16 protein-coding genes are annotated in these 19,274 nt (G+C 71.0%); 4 read left to right on the forward strand and 12 right to left on the reverse strand.

What is annotated here, in order from left to right; all coding sequences use genetic code 11:
• Window positions 1-47: 47 nt before the first annotated feature.
• Window positions 48-476 (forward strand): hypothetical protein, encoded by a 429-nt coding sequence (locus CG723_RS09710; protein WP_100592870.1) that lies wholly within the window; start codon window positions 48-50, stop codon window positions 474-476.
• Here CG723_RS09710 and CG723_RS09715 read toward each other — a convergent pair.
• From CG723_RS09715 to CG723_RS09740, 6 genes are all read right to left on the reverse strand, one after another.
• A complete protein-coding gene (locus CG723_RS09715) occupies window positions 390-920 on the reverse strand; it encodes an HIT family protein (RefSeq protein ID WP_100592871.1) in 531 nt (176 codons plus the stop codon). The genes CG723_RS09710 and CG723_RS09715 overlap by 87 nt on opposite strands.
• Window positions 902-3,115, reverse strand: a complete 2,214-nt coding sequence (locus CG723_RS09720; protein ID WP_100592872.1) for a toll/interleukin-1 receptor domain-containing protein — start codon at window positions 3,113-3,115, stop codon at window positions 902-904. The genes CG723_RS09715 and CG723_RS09720 overlap by 19 nt, the downstream gene beginning before the upstream one ends.
• A complete protein-coding gene (locus CG723_RS09725; RefSeq protein ID WP_100592873.1) occupies window positions 3,112-4,197 on the reverse strand; it encodes a toll/interleukin-1 receptor domain-containing protein in 1,086 nt (361 codons plus the stop codon). Before CG723_RS09725 ends, CG723_RS09720 begins: the two co-directional genes overlap by 4 nt.
• Before the next feature lie 214 nt (window positions 4,198-4,411).
• Window positions 4,412-5,911: a branched-chain amino acid ABC transporter substrate-binding protein gene (locus tag CG723_RS09730; protein WP_100592874.1), complete on the reverse strand. Its 1,500-nt coding sequence runs from the start codon at window positions 5,909-5,911 to the stop codon at window positions 4,412-4,414.
• On the reverse strand, window positions 5,908-7,893 hold the full coding sequence (locus CG723_RS09735; protein WP_100592875.1) for a hypothetical protein: 1,986 nt from the start codon (window positions 7,891-7,893) through the stop codon (window positions 5,908-5,910). Before CG723_RS09735 ends, CG723_RS09730 begins: the two co-directional genes overlap by 4 nt.
• A gap of 156 nt (window positions 7,894-8,049) precedes the next feature.
• Window positions 8,050-8,592 carry a MarR family winged helix-turn-helix transcriptional regulator gene (locus CG723_RS09740; protein WP_100592876.1) on the reverse strand — a complete coding sequence of 181 codons (543 nt, stop codon included), beginning with the start codon at window positions 8,590-8,592 and terminating at the stop codon, window positions 8,050-8,052.
• Window positions 8,593-8,631: 39 nt separating this feature from the next.
• Between CG723_RS09740 and CG723_RS09745 the strand changes: the two genes are divergently transcribed.
• Window positions 8,632-9,555 (forward strand): EamA family transporter, encoded by a 924-nt coding sequence (locus tag CG723_RS09745; RefSeq protein WP_100592877.1) that lies wholly within the window; start codon window positions 8,632-8,634, stop codon window positions 9,553-9,555.
• A 9-nt stretch (window positions 9,556-9,564) separates the two neighbouring features.
• On the opposite strand, the gene CG723_RS09750 is transcribed toward CG723_RS09745, so the two are convergent.
• The 6 genes from CG723_RS09750 to CG723_RS09775 all read right to left on the reverse strand — a co-directional run bounded on the left by CG723_RS09750 (window position 9,565) and on the right by CG723_RS09775 (window position 16,250).
• Entirely contained in the window at window positions 9,565-10,041 is a 477-nt protein-coding gene (locus CG723_RS09750; RefSeq protein WP_100592878.1) for a thioesterase family protein, read from the reverse strand.
• The gene (locus CG723_RS09755; protein WP_100592879.1) at window positions 10,038-11,006 is read right to left on the reverse strand and encodes a 3-hydroxyacyl-CoA dehydrogenase NAD-binding domain-containing protein; all 969 of its coding nucleotides are present in this window, start codon (window positions 11,004-11,006) and stop codon (window positions 10,038-10,040) included. The genes CG723_RS09750 and CG723_RS09755 overlap by 4 nt, the downstream gene beginning before the upstream one ends.
• A gap of 2 nt (window positions 11,007-11,008) precedes the next feature.
• Window positions 11,009-11,929, reverse strand: a complete 921-nt coding sequence (locus CG723_RS09760) for a 3-keto-5-aminohexanoate cleavage protein (RefSeq protein ID WP_100592880.1) — start codon at window positions 11,927-11,929, stop codon at window positions 11,009-11,011.
• A gap of 62 nt (window positions 11,930-11,991) precedes the next feature.
• A complete protein-coding gene (locus CG723_RS09765) occupies window positions 11,992-12,840 on the reverse strand; it encodes a TetR/AcrR family transcriptional regulator (RefSeq protein ID WP_100592881.1) in 849 nt (282 codons plus the stop codon).
• A gap of 116 nt (window positions 12,841-12,956) precedes the next feature.
• Entirely contained in the window at window positions 12,957-14,960 is a 2,004-nt protein-coding gene (locus tag CG723_RS09770; RefSeq protein WP_100592882.1) for an endo-beta-N-acetylglucosaminidase, read from the reverse strand.
• A gap of 48 nt (window positions 14,961-15,008) precedes the next feature.
• On the reverse strand, window positions 15,009-16,250 hold the full coding sequence (locus tag CG723_RS09775) for a glycoside hydrolase 5 family protein (RefSeq protein WP_100592883.1): 1,242 nt from the start codon (window positions 16,248-16,250) through the stop codon (window positions 15,009-15,011).
• Between the two features lie 198 nt (window positions 16,251-16,448).
• Here CG723_RS09775 and CG723_RS09780 point away from each other — a divergent pair, with 198 nt between their 5' ends.
• A complete protein-coding gene (locus tag CG723_RS09780) occupies window positions 16,449-17,495 on the forward strand; it encodes a LacI family DNA-binding transcriptional regulator (RefSeq protein WP_100592884.1) in 1,047 nt (348 codons plus the stop codon).
• 95 nt (window positions 17,496-17,590) lie between these two features.
• Window positions 17,591-19,270, forward strand: a complete 1,680-nt coding sequence (locus CG723_RS09785; protein WP_159032424.1) for an ABC transporter substrate-binding protein — start codon at window positions 17,591-17,593, stop codon at window positions 19,268-19,270.
• Window positions 19,271-19,274: the final 4 nt, after the last annotated feature.

Below are 19,274 nucleotides of genomic sequence, written 5' to 3' on the forward strand. Positions count from 1 at the left end.
CGGCGCCGCGCGCCCCTGGGTAGGGTTCCGCCCGAAGGGGGAATGCCGTGACAGGGGAACCTGCGAGCCGGACCGTTCTGGAAGACGGGCAGATCAGGCACCTCGAACTGATCCAGGCCGTCGTCGCGCGTATGGGCAACAACTCGTTCCTGATCAAGGGCTGGGCGCTGACCCTGATGGGTGCGCTGCTCGCCTTCGCCGCCGGGAACGAGAGCCGGGCGGTGGCGGCCACCGGCTTCGTCCCCATCGTGGCGTTCTGGCTGCTCGACGGGTACTTCCTGTACAAGGAGCGGCTGTTCAGACGGCTCTACGACAAAGTGCGACGGCCGGGCAACGGCATAGAGCCCTTCAGCCTCGACGCGAGCGCCGGCGCGGAGCGGGCCGGCGCGCTACGGGCCGCGGGTTCCCTGACGGTCGCGCTCTTCTACGGCGGCCTCGCCCTGGCTCAACTCATCGCCCTGGTCGTCCTGTTCTAGGGCCTTGGACAGCCGGCTCGCCGCATCGTCCAGGACGAGGGGTGACTCGTCGGCCGGGGCGGGCCAGATGGGACCCATCCGGTCGTTCGCGAACCGCGGGACCACATGGACGTGCAGGTGCGGCACGGTCTGGGTCGCGGCGGCACCCGACGACTGGATGACGTTGAGCCCGTCGGGCCGGAACACCGTACGCACGGCGTGCGCGACCCGAAGTACCGTACGGGTCACGGCCGTTGCCGTCTCCTCGTCCAGCTCCCAGATGTCCTCCAGGTGGCGCCGCGGTACGACGAGGACATGGCCGGGATGGACCGGGCGCAGCGGCAGGAAGGCGATGACGTCCGGGCCGCCGACGACCAGGCGGGCCGGTCCCGTACCCGCGGCGATGTGGCAGAACGGGCAGTCGCGCGCCGGTCTTCGGTTCGGTGTCACGTGTGATGGGGCCATGCCGCGACGATACGGTCCACCAGTCTGTGCACCGCGGTCACGGTCTCGTCGGGAGCGGTGGCGCCGCCGGGGTCGACCAGCGTGAGCGCCCGGGCCATGGCGCGGAACAGGTCGGGGGTGGTCTGGTCGTAGGCGAAGTTCACGAGCAGGTGCACCCGTCTTCTGAGCGGGTCGACGAACTGAGTGACCGCGGGACGGTGCGCCCGGTCGACGTCCCGGAGCACGGCCTCGACCCAGGGCGTGTACCGCGTGGGCTCGCGCAGCGGGCCGGTCGTCAGGGCCTCGATCAGCCGGGTCTTGTCGGAGGCCGCCGGGGGATTGGGGGCGGTCACGGGCGGGGGTTCTGTGGGTCGTACCGGGGGCTCGGGCCGGTCGGGAGAGACGCGAGGGTCCGGCACGAGGGAGAGCGCGGGGGTGTGCTCGGGGGGCGCCGGCTCCGGTTCGGACTCAGGCGTCGGCTGCGGCTCGGGATGCGGCTGCGCATCGCCCGTACCAGGGCCCGAGCCCGCTTCGGAGCCCGACAGTGACGTGTCTCCCGTGTCCCACTCGCCGAACGCGAGCGGAATGTCCCGTACGGCGTCCGCGTCGAGCGCCGGAAGATCGCGGTCCGCCGCGTCGATCATGGTGTCGGCGAGCCTGCGGATGAAGGCCGCGGCCTTCTTCTTGTCCTCGCGCAGCAGGTCGATCAGGTTGTCCGGGGCTTTGCTCCCGCCGAACAGCGCGGGCGAGCTGTACTGGATGGCGGCCAGATCCTTGGGAAGCGGACCGCGGGGCTTGACCCAGAACAGCGGCAGGATGGCGACCGGCTCGTCGCCCGGCGAACGCCCGGCCCGGCGGGCGCGCTCCGTCATCACGGCCCACTCTCGCCGGCACCACTCGCTCTCGAAGTAGTCCGCGGTGATCAGCGCGACCATCAGCCGCGTCGAGCGGATCGCCTCGACCATCGGTTCCCGCCAGGTGAGGCCGAGTCGGAGACTGCGGCGGTCCAGGAAGCCCGTACTCGTCACGTTGCGGCCGCGCTTGATGCGCAGCTCCTGTTCGAGCTGCTCGTGGAACTCGGCGACATGGTCCTGGTCGTCCTCCCGGTTCGCGTAGCTGGTGAAGAAGAACGGGGCATCGGCGGGGCGTGGGGGCAGCACGGCGCGTATCGGCTCCTTGTTCTCGTTCCAGTTCGCCGCCGCCGGGCCGATCAGCGCCCGGACGAGCTGCGCCTCGTGCCGGCCGGCTCTGTCCTCGAAGGCTTTGGCGAGGGCCAGCAGAACATCGGGAGCGTCCCGGCTGAGGGCGATGGACACCAGGCCGACGACGCGCGTGCGGATGGTCTCCGTCTCCGACGGCAGGCCGGACGATACCGCCGCCCGCCGGTCGATGGCCTTGATCCAGGCACGGTAGCTGGGGAGGTCCCGGCAGACCGGCGAGGACAGCAGGGTGTCGATGAGCGTCTCCCGGTCCTGGGCGCTCATCCGCACATGGCCCGACGGCTGCGGCGGTGCGGGCCGTGCGGGCGCGGGCGCGAGCCGTACGGCGTCGGCGAGCGCGACGCACGTGGCGGGCGGGGTGCCGCGGCGGATCTGCTCGGCCACCGCGATGATCTGCTGCGGATGCCCCGCGAACGCGCGGGCAAGGTCTTCGGCCACGGGCTGTCTGATCTCGGCCAACTGACGGAAGAGACTGGCCACTTCGGCAGGGTCGAGGTCGTCGACGGGCAGCCGGGCGGCCTCGTCCCACCCCCCGCCCGGCGGGCGGGAGGTGACCAGGATCCGGGCGTCGCCGGCCGGGAAAAGGTCCTGGATACGGTCGGGATCGGCCACGTTGTCGTACAGGAGCAGCCACTTGTCGTCGGGCCGCTCGGGGATGTCCGTGACGCGCAGGACCTCGCGGTACCGGGTGTGCAGCTCGTCCGTCCCGCGCTCGATCAGCTGACGCAGCCGGTGGGGATCGCTCTCGTGGGAGCAGTTGAACCACCAGGCCACGCGGTAGCGCATGCGGTAGCGGTGGCAGTAGGTGATCGCCGCCTCCGACTTGCCGTACCCGTGCTGCCGGTCGGCCGGGTCGTGGAGGAGGACCGCGCGATGGTCCTCGAACAGGTCGTGGACGGCGGCGATCTCTTCGTCACGGCCGACGAACGGGGTCGCCTGGACCGGCAGGTTCGAAATCGGCGGCGGATCGGTGGCGGAACGTCTCGACCCGGTCAACGCGCTCCCCCCGCAGGGTCGCGGGGCGCCGTACCCGCCGTGTCCATGAGGCCTTCGCGGAGCCGTTCGGCCTGGTCGGGACCGGAGCCCTCCAGAGCGAGGACCTTGACTCCGCGTACGAGAACGGGCCGGGGCGCCGCGTCGATCTGTACGGCGACGAGCCAGGACGGGTCGGAGGCGGGTGGAGTGAAGGCGGCCTCCCAGTCGGTGGGGGCGGTGTCCCCGGCGTCGAAGTAGCTGCGGGAGAAGACGACCACGACCCGGTCGGCGCCGTCCCGCGCGCGCTCCACCGCCTGCGACAGGGTCTCGCGGCCGACCCGCCGGCGCCGCTGCCGCACGGTGTGGCCCTCCTCGCTGAGCACGCCGTCCATCCAGTCGGCCCATGCCTGGTCGGCGCCGACGTAGCTGATCGCGATCGAGCGGGGCTGACCGGCGGCGCTCTCGTGCCGGGGACCAGGCTGCTCGGGCAACCTGAGGCGGGGGTCGCTTGTGCCGGTCGCGCCCTGCGCGGAGCCGAACGCGGGCAGCGTGTCGCGCGCTTCGTCGGCCCCGAGCGGTGCCAGCCCGGCGCGCCCGGCCTCCAGGATGCTCTTCGTCAGCTGCTCGACGAACACGTAGTACCGCTCGTCCGCGCCCGGGTCCGACGACGACACCAGGGCATCCAGGCCCTGCTCCCTGAGCCAGTCGAAGGCGCCGGGCCCGGGGAACGACTCGGATCGGCGCACCTCCTGCGGGATCAGACGCTCGGCCACGGGTTTCCAGCAGACCGGAATGAGACAGCCGGGGACCTGGACGCCCTCGATGTTCGCGCGGCGGCGCATCCGGGACTGGATGACGGCCCACTCCAGGCCGCAGCCGCGGTCCAGGAAATACCTGGGGGAGTAGAGCGCGATCATCACGCCGGCCTTGGTGATGGCGCTGCTCGGCGCCGTGTCGGGGTTCATCGCCGCGCCGAGCGCGCCGCTGATGCCGTAACCCTCCTGCGCCCGCAGCCGGTACTCAAGATCGGCGTGGAAACGAGTGAGCGCGGGCCAGCCGTCGCCACGGGTGCAGCTCGTGTAGAAGAAAGCGGATGGATCCACACGCCCTCGCAAACTGCCGCCGACGGTCCGGCGGGACGGACACTCGCTCAGAGTCGGACCGGAGGTATCGATGGTGTGCCGTTGGGCTCCGAGGTCTGCCAGTTCAACTCTCCTGAGAATAGGCTGGGTTGACCGCCGTGGGTACAGCGACAAGAGCCTGGTGGATGCATTCGGCAGGCGTACAGGCGCTTTTCAGGTGCCGCGGCGAGAGGACCTACCCGCCCGTGGCCGGTTCGCCCCCCGGCGCCGACACGTCCACCAGCTCCGACTCGCCCTTCGGCGTGAGCCGCAGGATCGGGACAGCCTTGTCACGCGGGTCCCCGTTGTCCTTGAACGACAGGAAGCCGCTCGCGCCGGGCACCTTGCGGTCCCCGTCGAGCTGGAGGAACATCCGGCCGACCGAGCGCCCCGTCACCTCGCCCTGCCAGTTGGACGCCATCCGGATCGCCTGCGCAGCCGTGAGCACCGCGTCGTGGCCCATGATGTCCTGGCCGTCGTAACGGGCGTCGCCGGGGAACCACTTGTCGAGAGTGCCGCCCGGCTGGAAGCTGCCGGCCGACGGTCCCGAGACCGAGCCCGGGTCGTTGCGCCACATGTCCGCGTGGGCGAGGCCCGTGTAGAGCATGGTCACGCCGGTGCGCGCGGCGGCCGCGAGTTCCCTGGGTGTCAGGTTCGTCGTGTCGTCGCCGGTGAGCACGGTGAAGTTCCGCGACTGGCAGGTGCGGTTGGCGAGCGCGTTGAGGAAGTGCGACAGATGGCGTCCACGCCCCGCGAAATAGACCACTTCGGGCCGCTCGCCGCACAACTGCTCCGCGGTGTAGTGGAGTTCGTTGGGCCAGGCCGAGGGCACCGAGGAGTCGTAGGTGATCCGGTCCGCGACGAGGCGGTGCTTCTTGTCCGGGTACTCCGCGCTGAACGCGTCGCCGAGGGTGGACGCGTAGAGGTCGTCCTTGTCGGCGTCCTGGATGACGACGGCGGTACGGTATTTGTTCTTCTGCCGCTTGAGGTACGCGGCACCCGCCCGCGCCTCGTCCGCGTTGGTCGGCGCGACCCGCACGAAACCCTGTATCCCCTTGATGTCGGTCGCCGTCATGATGCTGGAGACCGTGGCGATGCCGTTCTTCGACAGCTTGCGCAGTGCCTCCACGTCCGGGCCGGTGCTCGGGCCGAGGCCCGCCACGGCGACGAGCCGGTCGGGAGCGCTCTTGCGGGCGATCAGTTCGTCGACGGTGTGCTTCCAATGGCGCGCCCCACTACCGGTGTTGGCGACGAGCAGCCGGATCTTGGGGGAGGCGGCGAGATCGCCCGTGTTGTGCCGGATCTGCGCGAGATAGGCGCCTTCGAGCTCGTGCCGAACGGAGTCCTCGGAGTTGCTGTCGTCGTCGGTGACCGTGAAGGAGGTGAGATAGGCGACGGTGACGTACGGGTCCGTGCCGCGGTGGTCGTAGACCCGCTTGTTCTCCTCCTCGATCTTCTTCTCGACCCGCTTGAGATGTGCGGCGAACGTGTACGAGCCGTCGGTGACGCCGACGCACTCCCGGTCCGGGTCCGCATGCGTCACGCCGTCGGCGCAGCGGGCGCGGGCCTCCGAGACCTTGTCGACGATCAGGAATCCGGCGACGGACAACACCACCGCGAGCGCCACGCCGGCCGCGACCAGCTTCACCGTCCGCCAGGACCACTCGCGCCACCGGGGCCAGGCCAGAGGGCTCATGTCCCGCTCCCGAGTATCGGCGACGTACGGGTGGGTGTCGTGAGTCGGTAGCGCTCCGCCTCGTTGACCAGAGCCACGTTGTAGTTCCTCCACAGTCGGGACAGGTGCACGAAGCCGTCGGCGAGGACCGGGCTGAGCTGCCTGCCCGGATCCGTGAGCGGGTCGCTCCACAGCCAGCGCGCCACCACCAGGTCGCGGATCACGGCGGGGACGGTCACCTGGTCGCCGGGGTCGGACGGCGCGAGCCGCGCCCGCAGTTCCAGCGGGCCGCCGGGGTGGGCGAGCCGGTTGGGGGCCGAGGTGATGGCGTGGAAGGCACTGAGCCACTCCTCCGTCCGAGCCGTGTTGCGCAGGGTCACGAGGTACTCGGCGACCTCGTCCACCTTTTCCAGGGCGAGAAGGTGGTAGAGCTCCTGAACGCGGTGCTCCCCGTTCGCGTAATGCTCTGCGAGGACCTCGTGCGCGGTGTCCCAGGCCCCGGCCCGACCGGCCAGGTGCCACAGCAGCATCCGCCGGAGCCAGGGATGGAGGGACAGAGTGCCGGGAGCGCTCAGCAACCAGCGGCTGCGGATGTCGGTGAAGAGCTCCGCGCCGCGGCCGAGCAGCTGCGCGCCCACGAACAGGTCGTCGGCCGCGGCACATTGGGCGAGGCGGTCGCGGTCCGCGGCGTCGAAGTCGGCGAGCAGGTCGTCGAGCGCGGCGTCCACGAGCAACGGCTTGCGTCCCCCGGCCGACACGGTGCGCTGCGGCAGGTCGCGCAGCCAGAGGTTCTGCTGCGGGCCCGGCACCTGGGGCACGTTCGGCCCGCCGAGCACTTCGAAGACCTGCTGGACGGCCTTGGGCAGACCGCCGGTGAGCCGGTGGACGAACGGCGCGAGCGTGGTGAAGGGACCGAGCTCGGGGTGCGTGTTGAGCTGCTGTTCCACATGGATGCGCACCTCCTCCCGGTCGAGGTCGCGCATGCGCAGCGGATACCACCAGGTGTCCTGGCCGTCCCCGGACGGGCGGTGCTCGCGCCAGTCGGCGAGAGAGGCCCGGTCGGGCTCACGCGGCCGCCAGGGCCACTCCTCGCCGGTCGCGGGGCCCCAGCGGGGCAGCCACCGGTTGCAGCCCGCGACGACGGACAGCGGGTCGCACGGGCGGCGCCCGAGCACCGTGTCGTCGTGCCGGGCCTGGAGCAGCAGATCGAGGAACTCGCGGCCGTGGTCGGTGTGCGTCTCGTCGAGCAGCAGCAGGTACGAGCGCGGCCGGAAGGGCCCCTTGACGCTGGTGCGGAGGTCTTCCAGGAAGGCTGCGCACAGGAGTTGGTCGAGCCGGAGCTTGTCGCGCTCGTCGCCCTGGTGACGCCAGCGGTTGAGTTCGAGCAGGGACTCCCAGGGGTCGGAGCTGTGGGTGAGGCGGTGCTGTCCGAACCAGGCTGCGGCCGAGTGGTCCCAGCGCCCGGCCCAGGACCGCGCGGACGTGTCGGTCGCCGCGGAGAGCAGCGTACGCGCGCTCCGGCTCGCTCCTTCGGGTGCGTCGATCGAGGCCTGGGCAACCGTCAGATAGGCACCCAGATAGTCGCCGTGCTGGTGCTTGGCCTTCTTCTCGAGGTCCGTGAGGGCGCCCCTGATACCGCGCTGTCCGCCGGTGAGGGCCTGATGCGGAAGGTCCTGGTCGGAGGCGAGCAGCCCCAGGGCGAGACGCGGGAACGAGGTGTGCCGGTAGCTCGGCAGGTTCCGGGCCAACTGCCGGGCGAGCAGACCGAGGGCGTAGCGCGGCAGCAGCTCCTGGCCCGACGTGAACTTGACGTATCCGAACGGGTACTGGGTCCCGAACTGCTCCATCAGGACGCACAGCAGCTCGCTGGTGCCGCTGCCGCGTGGCCCGAGCAGCATCGTCAGTGGACGCTCCGCGGCGCGGTCGAGCGCGAGCGTCGACTCCACGAGCGAGACGATGCCTCCGCGCCCTCGCACGCCGGTGACTGCCGAGTGCTCCGTCACGGCCCCTGCTCCCTCGTATCTCGGTGATCTGCAGGGCATCAGTGCAGCGAGAATGCCACAGGAGGCACTCCGTGACGTCAAGTATTCAGGTTTCCCGCCGAGTTGGCTGATCTTTGGCGGGAGCGGTCTGCGGCAGGCGCCGGTGCGGCCCCGGTCTCAGGCGCCGCGCGGCGGTTCCACGCGGGCCAGCCACGAGGTGAGCAGGGACTCCAGGTGCTCGGCCTCGTCCGGTCCGAGGGCGGCGAGGAGGCGGTGTTCGTTGGCCATGTGCTCGCTGAACGCGTCGTCGATCAGGTCCCGGCCCGCGGGCGTGAGGGCCACCACCCGGCCCCGGCCGTCCCCCGCCGCGCGGCGGCGTGTGACGAGGCCGCCGCGTTCGAGGCGGTCGATCCGCTTCGTCATCGCTCCGGTCGTGACCATGGTGTGCGCGGCCAGCTCGCCGGGGGCCCGCTCGAAGGGCTCGCCGGCGCGGCGCAGCGCGGCCAGGACGTCGAACTCGCCTTCGCTCAGGCCGTATCGCCGGTAGACGAGGCACAACTGCTCGGTGAGCAGCGCGCCCAGGCGGTGCAGACGGCCGATGACTCCCTGGGGGGTGACGTCGACGTCCGGCCGCTCGCGGGCCCACTCGGCCTGGATGCGGGCGATGTGGTCGAGGGGCCGACCGGGGCGGTGGGGCCCGTGGGGCTGTTCCGGGAGCATGGCTTCACTATAGCTTCCATGGAAGACATAATGTCTTCCATGGAAGCTACTCTGCGATGGACGATGGTCACGGCGATCGCGCCCGTGGCATGGGGAACGACCTACTTCGTCACCCACGCCTACCTGCCCGCGGGGAACCCGCTCTACGGGGCGGTGCTCAGAGCCCTCCCGGCCGGGCTGCTGCTCCTGGCGGTCCGGCGCGAGCTGCCCCGCGGATCGTGGTGGTGGAAGTCCCTCGTCCTCGGCGCCCTCAACATGGGCGCCTTCTTCGCCCTGGTCTACGTCGCGGCGCAACTCCTGCCGACGAGCACCGCCTCGACGATCATGGCGACGTCCCCGGTGGTCATGATGGCCATCGCCTGGGCGCTACTCGCCGAACGGCCCAGCCCGGCGCACCTCGTGGGCGCCGCCGTCGGGATCGCCGGCGTCTGTCTGATGCTGCTGACCGGGGCCGCGTCGGCCGCCCCTCTCGGAGTGCTCGCCTCCGTCGCGGCGATGGGCATGTCGTCCCTCGGCTACATCCTCGCCAAGCGCTGGAGCCACGCGTCCGACGTGCTCGCGTCGACGTCCTGGCAGCTGATCGCCGGAGGCCTCCTGCTGCTGCCGTTCGCCGTGATGGTGGAGGGGGCGCCGCCGTCGCTCGACGCGCCGGCCGTCCTGGGCTTCGGCTACGTCACCGTCGTGGCGACGGCGCTCGCGTTCGCCGCCTGGTTCGCGGGCCTGCGCCACCTGCCCGCCGCGACGGTCGGACTCGTCGGGCTGCTCAACCCGGTGACCGGGGTACTCCTGGGCACGCTGGTCGCGGGGGAGTCGCTCACCGCGCGCCAGGTCTGCGGCCTGCTCCTGGTCCTCGCCGGCATCCTCATAGGCCGGCGGGTGCGCCGCGCCCCGAGGATCCGCGGCACCGCGGCAGCGGTGACGGTGCCCGGCCCCGCTCCGGAGGCCGGGCACCGTCATGAGTGAACCGCGGACCTACACCACCGCGATCGACCTTCCCGCCCACTCGGGCGGCGGCTCGGTCAGCTCGGTGAAGCGCTCGCGGACCTCGTCGGGGAACGGCGCCGCGCGCCCCGCCTTCTGGTCGACATGCACCGCGAGCAGCTCCGTCGTGGCGACCGGCTGCGCGTCCTCGGCCGGTTCCGCGCCGGGGGCCGCGACGATGTACATCTCGTGGGTGAAGCGGGCCTTCTTGGCGGCGGCGCCCAGGACCCGGCTGCGGACGGCGAGTGTCGCTCCCTCCGGGACGTCGCGCAGATAGCGCAGGTGGGACTCGACCGTGTAGAGGGAGCAGCCGGTGGACTCGCGGTACCCGGAGTGCAGGCCCGTCTCGATCATCAGCGCGTCGGTGGCGTGCCCGAAGACGAGGACGTAGAACGCCTCGCTCATATGGCCGTTGTAGTCGATCCACTCGGTGCGGACGGTGCTGTGCAGCAGGGGCAGCGGTGTCACTTGCCTGCCTCCTTTCGCGCGCCCGGCAGGCGGCCCGTCGCTCGCAGTACGTCGATGACGCCCTGGTCGCGCTCGGCCACGAGGTCGGCGATGGTCCGCCCGGCCGCCGCGTCGTCGCAGCCGGCGACCACGGAGTCGTACAGCGCCTTGTCGAGCTCGGGGGCTTCGAGGCGGGTCCACGGCGACTTCAGCGAGGGGCCGAAGTGGTCCAGCATGTGCGCCATGCCGCCCTCGCCGCCCGCGAGTGCGAACGTCAGCATCGGGCCCATGAAGGCCCAGCGCAGGCCAGGTCCCTCGGTGATGGAGTCGTCGATCTCCTTCACCGTGGCCTCGCCGTTGGCGACCATGTGCAGGGCCTCGCGCCACAGTGCTTCCTGGAGGCGGTTGGCGATGAAGCCGGGCACCTCGCGGTCCATGGTGATGACGGACTTCCCCGCCACCTCGTAGAAGCGGGAGGCCCACGCCACCGCCTCGGCCGAGGTCCGCTCACCGCCGACCACCTCGACCAGTGGGATGAGGTACGGCGGGTTGAACGGGTGCCCCACGACGAGGCGGCCCGCACCCTCCGCGTCCGTCTGCATGTCCGTCATCGGATAGCCCGACGTGGACGAGGCGATGACGACTCCGGGCGGCGTGGCGGCGTCCAGGCGGGCCAGCAGGTCGCGCTTGAGGTCCAGCTTCTCCGGGGCGCTCTCCTGGACGAACTCGGTGTCCGCCACGGCCTCTTCGAGGGTGGCCGTCACCGTGAGGCGGTCCGTGGACGCACCGTCCGCGAGGCCCAGCTGGGTGAGCGCGGGCCACGCGGCGTCGACGAGACGGCGCAGCCGCAGCTCCGCATCCGGCGCCGGGTCCCAGGCCGTGACGTCGTAGCCGCGAGCCAGGAAGTGGGCGACCCAGCCGCCGCCGATCACCCCGGCGCCCACACAGGCGACGCGGCGTACGTTCTCGGGTTCGGTCGAGGTCATGATCAGGCGGTTCCTTCCTGGGCGACGGACGGGGTGCGGGGCTTGAGGCCGAGCTTCTGACGGGCCTCGTCCGGGGTGGCGACGCGGGCGCCCATCGCCTCGACGATCGTCACGGCGCGCTCGACGAGCTGCGCGTTGGTGGCCTTGACGCCCTTGCCGAGGTAGAGGTTGTCCTCCAGTCCCACGCGGACGTGGCCGCCGAGTACGACGGACTGCGCGACCCACGGCATCTGCATGCGGCCCAGCGCGAAGCTCGCCCACTGGGCGCCCTCAGGCAGCATGTTGACCATCGACTGGAGTACGCCCGGGTCGGCCGGCGCGCCCCACGGGATGCCCATGCAGAGCTGGAAGACGGTCGGGTCGTCGAGCAGGCCCTCGGCGAGCAACTGCTTGGCGAACCAGAGGTGACCCGTGTCGAAGATCTCCAACTCGGGCCGTACTCCCAGCTCCTGAATGCGCCGGGCGCCCGCGCGGAGCATGTCCGGGGTGGAGACGTAGAGGTTGCTGCCGTCGCCGAAGTTGAGGGAGCCGCAGTCCAGGGTGCAGATGTCGGGGAGCAGGTCCTCGACGTGCGGGAGCCTTTCGAGGCCGCCGACGAGGTCGGTCCCGGGCAGCTGCTTGAGCGGCTCGTCCGGGTCGATGACCAGGTCGCCGCCCATCCCGGCGGTGAGGTTGATGACGACGTCGGTACCGGTCTCCTTGATCCGCTCGACGACCTCGCGGTACAGCCGCGGGTCGCGCGAGGGCGCTCCGGTCTCGGGGTCGCGTACGTGGATGTGGACCTCGGCGGCGCCCGCGTCCGCCGCCTCCACCGCGGAGCGGGCTATCTGCTCGGGGGTGACCGGTACGTGGGGGCTCTTGCGGACGGTGTCGCCGGCGCCGGTGAGGGCGCAGGTGATGATGACGTCCTGGTTCATGGGCATGCGGACATCGCTCCTTGGGCCCGAAGGCCGTTGGGGGCAGGGGGATGTGAGGGAGAGTCAGTTCATTGGGGGGCGGGCGCGGTCAGGGTGCTGTCGACGTACGTGAGCAGCGCCGTGTGCATCGCTTCGGCGTCGGTGCCGGGAGCCGTGGCGAGCACCTGGGTGGCCAGGCCGTCGATCAGGGCGGTGAGCGCGAGCGCCGCCGTCTCCGGGTCGACGGGCCTGAACGAACCCCGCGCGACACCGCGCCGCACCACGTCGGCGACGGTCTCGCGCCACTGCCGGTAGTACTCGGCGTGCAGGTCGCCGACCGCCGTGGAGCGGGCCGCCTCGGCCCACAGGTCCAGCCACACCGCCCACTGCCTGCGCTGCTGTGCGGTGCGCGGTGTCTGGAGCGCGATGAGCTGGCGCAGCTCGTCGGCCGGGTCCGCCGCGTCGGCAATGCGCGCCGCCCGGTGGGCGGTGTCCTCGTCCATGCACCACCGCACGGCCGCCTCGAGGAGTTCCGCGCGGCCGGGGAAGTGGTAGTGGATGGCGGCCGTGCTGGTCGCGCAGGCCTCGGCGATGTCGGAGACCCGTACGGCGTGGAAGCCGCGCTCGGCGATCAGGCGGACCGTCTCGCGCACGATCTGCGAGGGGCGGCCGCCCTCGACCGGGACGGCGGTGTTCGCCGGGCGGGCCGGGGGCCGGTGCCGCGCGCCGAGCAGCCGGCCCGCGTCCACCTGCCCCTCGTCGGCGATCCGGGCCAGCTCGGCCGCCGTGAAGCGGCGCGTGCCGCTCAGGGACCGGGACAGCTTGGAGGGGTCCATGACGATCCGCCGGGCGAACTCGCGCTGGCTCACCCCGGCGGCGGTGATCACCTCCCGCACCCGGGCGGCGACCTCGTCTCGGTTCTCGTCTTCGTGCTCCACGGCCGACGACTCTAACCACGTGTTGAGCAGATCTCAACACGTGGCCACACATCAATACAGATCAGTAGGCGAATTGAGCTGCTGACTGGCGCATCAGTCGGCAGCTCAATGTGCGGTCATCGGGGCCAGTGGACGTCCGTTGTCGCGGGCGCGCTCCGGGACCCGTCCGGCGCGACCGCCACGAGCCGCAGCTGCGTGACGGTCTCCGACGTGGCGGGCGAGGGAAGGCTCACGCAGTACACGTCGTCGTAGATCCGGCCGAGCCAGCTCCCGTCGTCGTCGCGCAGCAGGTCGTAGTGGTGGACCCCGTGCCCGGCGAGGTGCCAGGACAGGAAGACATGGGCCGTCTCCCCGTCCGTGAGCACGTCGTCGACCGTGAAGTCCTCGGGCGGGGCGGGTGCTGCGAACTCGGGTCCGAGCAGGGCGAGTTCACCGATCCGTATCGCGCAGCGGGTCGGCCTACGGGACGACACGCGCAGGCCGACGGCCGCGATCGTCCGTCCCCGGAAGGGGCCGAGGCCGTGCGTTGTCGTGTGCCAGCCCGCCGCCGACCCGGCCGCGAGCCAGGTGAAGGCGTCGGGCGCGTCCTGGAACAGCAGCCCCACCTCCAGATCCGCGCCGTCCGTGCCGTGGGCGGTCACGGCGAGGCGCTCGGACCCGGTGACAGCCAGCGCCGTCTTGTAGAGGCGCACCGTCGTCGCGCCGTCCGGCCCGAGCGGACCGGAGATGAGCAGCGAGGACCCGCCGTCGTACGCAAGGTCGTGGTCGAAGTCGACCGACAGAGGGGCGCCCGCACTCTCCGGGCCCGTGCCCTCGGCGCCCGTACCTTGTGCGCCCGTACCCTCTGCCCGCGTCCAGAACTGCCAGGTCGGCAGCACGTCCTGAACAGAGGCGTTGTGCCAGTCAGCGTCCGAGGCCCGCCGTCCGTCGAGGAAGAAGGCGCGTCCGTGACCGGTGTTGAAGCGGGTGACGAACGGGAGCGAACCGATGACGGACCGCTCGGTGATGTGGTGGGCCACGCCGTCCCACGCCCGGTGGTCGTCCCGGTCGCGTGGCGTCTGTCGGCCGTGAGGGAGGAGACGGCCGCTGCGGGTGGGGTCCTCGTGCGGCCCCGACCAGTAGCGGCGCTCGCGCCGGAACACCTCGCCCTGGGCGTCCGGATCGTCGTGGCGAGGGGCCAGCTCCTTCACGAAGTGCGAGCCGAACAGCGCCCAGCTCGTGCGCGCCGCTTCGCCCGGCGGGAACAGCAGCCGCGGATCGTATTCGGGGTCGAAGCCGAACTGCTCGTTCTCCGTGCCGTGGAAGACCGTCGCGTAGGGGTCGCGGCCCAGCTTCAGGGCCGTCGCACGGGACGTCTCCACGCCCTCAGGTGTCATCCAGTAGTTCGCGAAGAAGCTGTCGGAGACGTCGAGCCAGGGGGCGTTGTCCGCGTTGAGGTGGTTGAGATAGTCGAGGTGTCCGTCCGGTGTGATCGTGTCGTACCACTGGAGGTGGAATCCCTCCGGGGCGCGCTCCCTCAGTGAGCGCAGCAGGCCGTAAAGGCGCGCCGCCTGGCCGGGTGGTGTCTCGGCCTCGTGGTTGACGAAGTAGCCGTCGAAGCCGAAGTACGCGGCCATCTCGATCAGCTTGTCGGCCACGGGGAACGAGCCGTCGGGGCGCTGCTCCAGATAGTCCTCGAAGTCCCCGGAACGCGGCCAGAACCAGCAGCCCAGGCTGCGCACGCCGTTGCGATGGGCCGCGTCGGTGTAGGCGGGGTTGGGCAGGTTGACCAGGCCGTGCGCGGGGTCTTCCGCGGGTGAGCCGTCGACGGGCAGCCCGTGCCAGGAGCCGTAGAAGTCGGAGTACTGCCAAAAGCGCAGCAGGCGGCGCGCGAACGCGTCGCCGTACTTGCGGGCCGTGAAGAAGGCGTCGTCGTAGTCGTAGGTCAGGTTCATCAGCTGCGGGCCCGTCGCCAGGTCCGGGTGCGCCTGTGTGGCGGGGAACGGGGGGATGCGCGGCGCGAGCGGGACGCGCGAGCGGAAGTGGCGCGCCCAGCGGTCGGTCCCGGGGCTCCAGCCCTTGAGTGCGGCGGCGTCGTAGCCGTGCATGCACGGGAGCGCGGGGGAGTGGTCGTCAGCCATGTGTCAACTCCGGTGGGGCGGGGACGGGTTCAGGGGCGGATGCGGGGATCAGGCAACGTTGTCAACCGTCACGACCTCGGTGATCCCGCGCGCCGCGAGATGCCCCGCGTCGTCCGCGAGGCCCGCCAGGACCGTTGTCGGACGCGCCCCGTCCGCCGTCAGACGCGTGAACGCCTCGAAGACGGGCCCGCCCGGTGCGCACACCGAGCGGTGCGGGGCCCGGTCCTCGTCGCCCGTGTCCACGACCAGGGCCGTCGTGCGCGGAGCCGGCGCGTGCTCGCGCCCCCGCCACTGGGCGGCGATCGCGGACACGGACTTGCCGGCCGGTTTCACGTCGCCGTCGTTCGTCAACAGGCCCAGCGAGTACTCGAGTTCGGGGAAATCGGCGAGGTCGCGGCTGACGTCGTGCGAGCACCACCAGGTGACGCCCCACAGATCCGGGCAGTCCAGGGCGGCCTCGACGGTGGCCTCCGTGAACTCGGCCGCGTACTCGGCCGGGATCAGCGGCTGCGGGGCGCCCACCTCCTGGAGCCACACCGGCCGCCGTGGGTCGAGCGCCCACGCCTTCGACAGCTCGACCAGATACGCGGCATGGCCGGACGTCGCCGGGCCGCTGCGGCCGTGGCGCTGCGCCGTGCCGTTGAACACCCACGAGTGCACCGCCGTCATCGCGCCGAGCCGCGCCGCGTGCGCCGGGGTGAACGGCTGGTCGTCCTGGTACCAGGATGCGTCGTACTCGGCGTGCAGATGCGGCAGCCCCGGCGCCCCCTCCTCGCACGCGGCGAGCACCCGCTCCAGCCAACTCCCGGCCTGCTCGGGGGTGATGCGGTCCGGGTCCGGATGCGGAGGGCCCGCGGCGAACTGCGCGATCTCGTTGCCGATCGTCATTCCCAGGAAGTTCGGCCGGTCGGCGAGCGCGGAGGCGAGCGTCCGGAGATAGTCCTCCTGGGCCGAGACGACGTCCGGATCGGTGAAGATATTGCGGCGGTGCCAGGTCCGCGTCCACGCGGGCAGGAAGTCGAAACTCGACAGGTGCCCCTGGAGCCCGTCCACGTTGACATCGAGGCCGCGCTCGCCGGCCGCGTCCGCGAGCGCCACCAGCTGCTCGACCGCCCGCGGTCTGATCAGGGAGCGATTGGGCTGGAAGACGGGCCACAGCGGGAACACGCGCACATGGTCGAGGCCCAGCGCGGCGATCGCGTCCAGGTCGGCGCGCACGGCGTCGAGGTCGAAGTCGAGCCAGTGGTGGAACCACCCCTGGCTGGGCGTGTAGTTGGCGCCGAAACGCATCGCGGACTCCCGGCTATCGGAATCGAATCCCGGGCAGTCTGCCCTCAACTCCTTGCTCGCATCCACCCTTTGCGCAGTTCCAGAAGATTTTTACGAGCCCTCTTGCCGGGGCGGCTTTAGCGCTTTAGTCTCCACCGAACTCAAGCGCTTTAGCCAGCCGTGCGAACCGTCCGGCGAAGCGGATCCAGGAGCCAAGCCATGCGGCGTACCCCCGCCAGACGCCCCACCATCAAGGACATCGCGCTGCGCTCGGGCGTGTCCGAGAGCGCCGTCTCCTTCGCGCTCAACGGCAGGCCCGGCGTCTCGGAAGCCACCCGGGACCGGGTCCGCCGTGTCGCCGACCAGCTGGGCTGGCGGCCGAGCGCGGCGGCGCGCGCCCTGTCGGGCGAGGGCGCGGCCACGGTCGGCCTCGTGCTGGCCCGCCCGGCCAGCACGCTCGGCGTCGAGTCGTTCTTCCTCCAGCTCGTCTCCGGCATCCAGGAGGTCCTCGCCAGGCGCCGCCTCGGTCTGCTGTTCCAGGTCGTCGAGGACCTGTCCGCGGAGTGCGACGCCTACCGGCGCTGGTGGGCCGAGCGCCGCGTGGACGGCGTCCTCGTCGTCGACCCGCGCGCGGACGACCCCCGGCCGCCGCTCCTGGACGAACTCGGCCTGCCGGCCGTCGTCATCGGCTCCCTGCCGCCCGGCGACGACGGCACCGGACACCCCGGCATCTCCAACCTGTGGGCCGACGACGCCCGCGCCATGGCGTCCATCGTGAGCCATCTGCACGGCCTCGGACACCGCAGGATCGTGCACATCGCGGGCCTGCCCGAACTCGCCCACACCCGACGCCGCATCCAGTCGCTGCGCACCGAGGCGGAGCGGCGCGGCCTCACCGACGTCCGGTCGATCACCACGGACTACTCGGACACCGAGGGCGCCGAGGTCACACGCCGCGTCCTCGCGTCCGACGCCCCGCCGACGGCGATCGTCTACGACAACGACGTCCTGGCCGTCGCCGGGCTCGCCGTCGCCGCCGGGCGCGGCATCCCCGTGCCGGACCGGCTCTCCATCGTGGCCTGGGACGACTCCGTCCTGTGCCGCACCGCGCACCCCTCGCTGACCGCGCTCGTCCGCGACACGACAGCCTTCGGCCGGCGGGCAGCTGAGGAACTGCTCGCCCTGCTCGACGGCGGACCGGCCCTGCGTGTGGAAGACGAACTGCCCCATCTCGAACAGCGCGGCAGCACCGCCGCCGCGCCCTGAACCGGACCCACCGTCTGCGCCGCCCCCCACACGCACGCCGCTCGGACAACGATGTCGACCCCTCGTCCCGGAGGTTTCAGGTCCCCATGAATCCCATGAAGCGCACGAACGCCACCACCCCCACGACCCGGTTCCGCACCCACGGGATCAGAACCGGCACCCTCGGGGCACTCGCCCTCGCGCTCGCCGCGACCGGCTGCTCGGCCACGCCCACGGCGTCCGGAGGGGCGGGCGCCTCGTCCCTCACCGCGAACCTGGGCTTCTCGGGTACCACCATCACCCGGAACTTCAACCCGTTCTCCCTGACCGCGTCGCAGGGCACCTTCGGCTTCCAGTACGAGGCCCTCTTCGACTTCAACATCCTCAAGGGCGGCGAGTTCAAGCCGTGGCTCGGCACCAAGTACACCTGGTCCGACGGCGGCAAGAAGATCACCATCGACCTCGACAAGCGCGCCAACTGGTCGGACGGCTCCCAGCTCACCGCCGCCGACGTGGTCTTCACCATGGACTACGTACGGGACAACAAGCTGCCCCCGAGCTGGGCCTTCGACTACAAGAAGGCGACGGCAGCCGACGACCACACGCTCGAGATCACCTTCGACAAGCCCGCCTACTCGAAGCTCGACTCCATCGGCGGGATCACCCCCGTACCGAAGAAGGAGTGGCAGGGCAGGAACGGCAAGACGTACACCAACCCGAACCCGGTCGGCTCGGGCCCCTACAAGCTCGGGCAGTACAGCGCCCAGCAGCTCACCTTCCAGGCCCGTGCCAACTACTGGAAGCAGAAGGACATCCCGGTCAAGACGGTCAAGGCGCCCGTCATCACCCAGGCCGCCGAGGTGCCCAAGCTGCTCAGCGGGGAGCTGGAGTGGAGCGGCGGGGTCGTGCCCGACGTGCAGAAGCAGTACATCTCCAAGGACCCGAAGAACCACCACGCCTGGTACCCCACCTACGGCGGGCAGTACATGTTCTTCAACCACAAGAAGAAACCGTTCACCGATGTGCATGTACGCCGCGCCCTCTCCCTGGCTGTCGACCGCACCCAGCTGCTCGGCATCACCAACCCGGGCATGTTCAACACGCTCAACCTGACCGGCCTGGACTCCAGGACCCAGGGCAAGTGGATCGACGCCAAGTACAAGGACGCCGAGCAGCCGAAGGCCGAACTCGCCAAGTCCCTGGCCGAGTTCGAGAAGGCCGGTTACACGAGGAAGAACGGCAAGCTGGTCGACGGCAGCGGCAAGCAGCTCGCCTTCACCATCATCGAGGTCTCCACCTGGGGTGACGCCGTCCAGTTCGACAAGGTCGTGGCCAGCCAGCTGGAGAAGGCAGGTGTGAACGTGTCGGTCAAGCCGACCGACGCCTCGCAGCTCGACGTCAAGCGCAAGAAGGGCGACTTCGACGTCCTGATCGGCGGCGCGGTCTACTACTCCACCCCGTACAACTACTTCAAGGACATGCTCTGGAGCGGAAACGCGGGCGTGTGGACCAACTACGGCCACTACAAGAGCACGAAGGCCGACGCGCTCATCAAGGAGCTGGGCGAGACGGGCGACCAGGCCGAGATCAAGAAGATCTCCGCCGAGCTCGAGGGAATGATGGTCGACGACGTGCCTGCCGCACCGCTGATCACCATCGGTGTCTCCAGCGAGTACAACAGCAGGAACTGGACCGGCTGGCCGACCGCGAAGAACCCGTACGCGCAGCCCGCGCCCTGGGCCGGCGGGATCGACTCCATGAGCATCCTGCTCAACCTGCGCCCCGCGAAGGGCTGACGAC

This window comes from Streptomyces sp. CB01635 (assembly GCF_002803065.1).
GTDB lineage: Bacteria > Actinomycetota > Actinomycetes > Streptomycetales > Streptomycetaceae > Streptomyces.

Excerpts from the sequence above, each read along its gene's own strand:
- CG723_RS09760 (WP_100592880.1), bottom strand. The coding sequence starts at position 11,929 with ATGCCCATGAACCAGGACGTCATCATCACCTGCGCCCTCACCGGCGCC.
- CG723_RS09780 (WP_100592884.1), top strand. The coding sequence starts at position 16,449 with ATGCGGCGTACCCCCGCCAGACGCCCCACCATCAAGGACATCGCGCTG.
- CG723_RS09740 (WP_100592876.1), bottom strand. The coding sequence starts at position 8,592 with ATGCTCCCGGAACAGCCCCACGGGCCCCACCGCCCCGGTCGGCCCCTC.
- CG723_RS09745 (WP_100592877.1), top strand. The coding sequence starts at position 8,632 with ATGGAAGCTACTCTGCGATGGACGATGGTCACGGCGATCGCGCCCGTG.
- CG723_RS09785 (WP_159032424.1), top strand. The coding sequence starts at position 17,591 with ATGAAGCGCACGAACGCCACCACCCCCACGACCCGGTTCCGCACCCAC.
- CG723_RS09775 (WP_100592883.1), bottom strand. The coding sequence starts at position 16,250 with ATGCGTTTCGGCGCCAACTACACGCCCAGCCAGGGGTGGTTCCACCAC.
- CG723_RS09715 (WP_100592871.1), bottom strand. The coding sequence starts at position 920 with ATGGCCCCATCACACGTGACACCGAACCGAAGACCGGCGCGCGACTGC.
- CG723_RS09755 (WP_100592879.1), bottom strand. The coding sequence starts at position 11,006 with ATGACCTCGACCGAACCCGAGAACGTACGCCGCGTCGCCTGTGTGGGC.
- CG723_RS09770 (WP_100592882.1), bottom strand. The coding sequence starts at position 14,960 with ATGGCTGACGACCACTCCCCCGCGCTCCCGTGCATGCACGGCTACGAC.
- CG723_RS09730 (WP_100592874.1), bottom strand. The coding sequence starts at position 5,911 with ATGAGCCCTCTGGCCTGGCCCCGGTGGCGCGAGTGGTCCTGGCGGACG.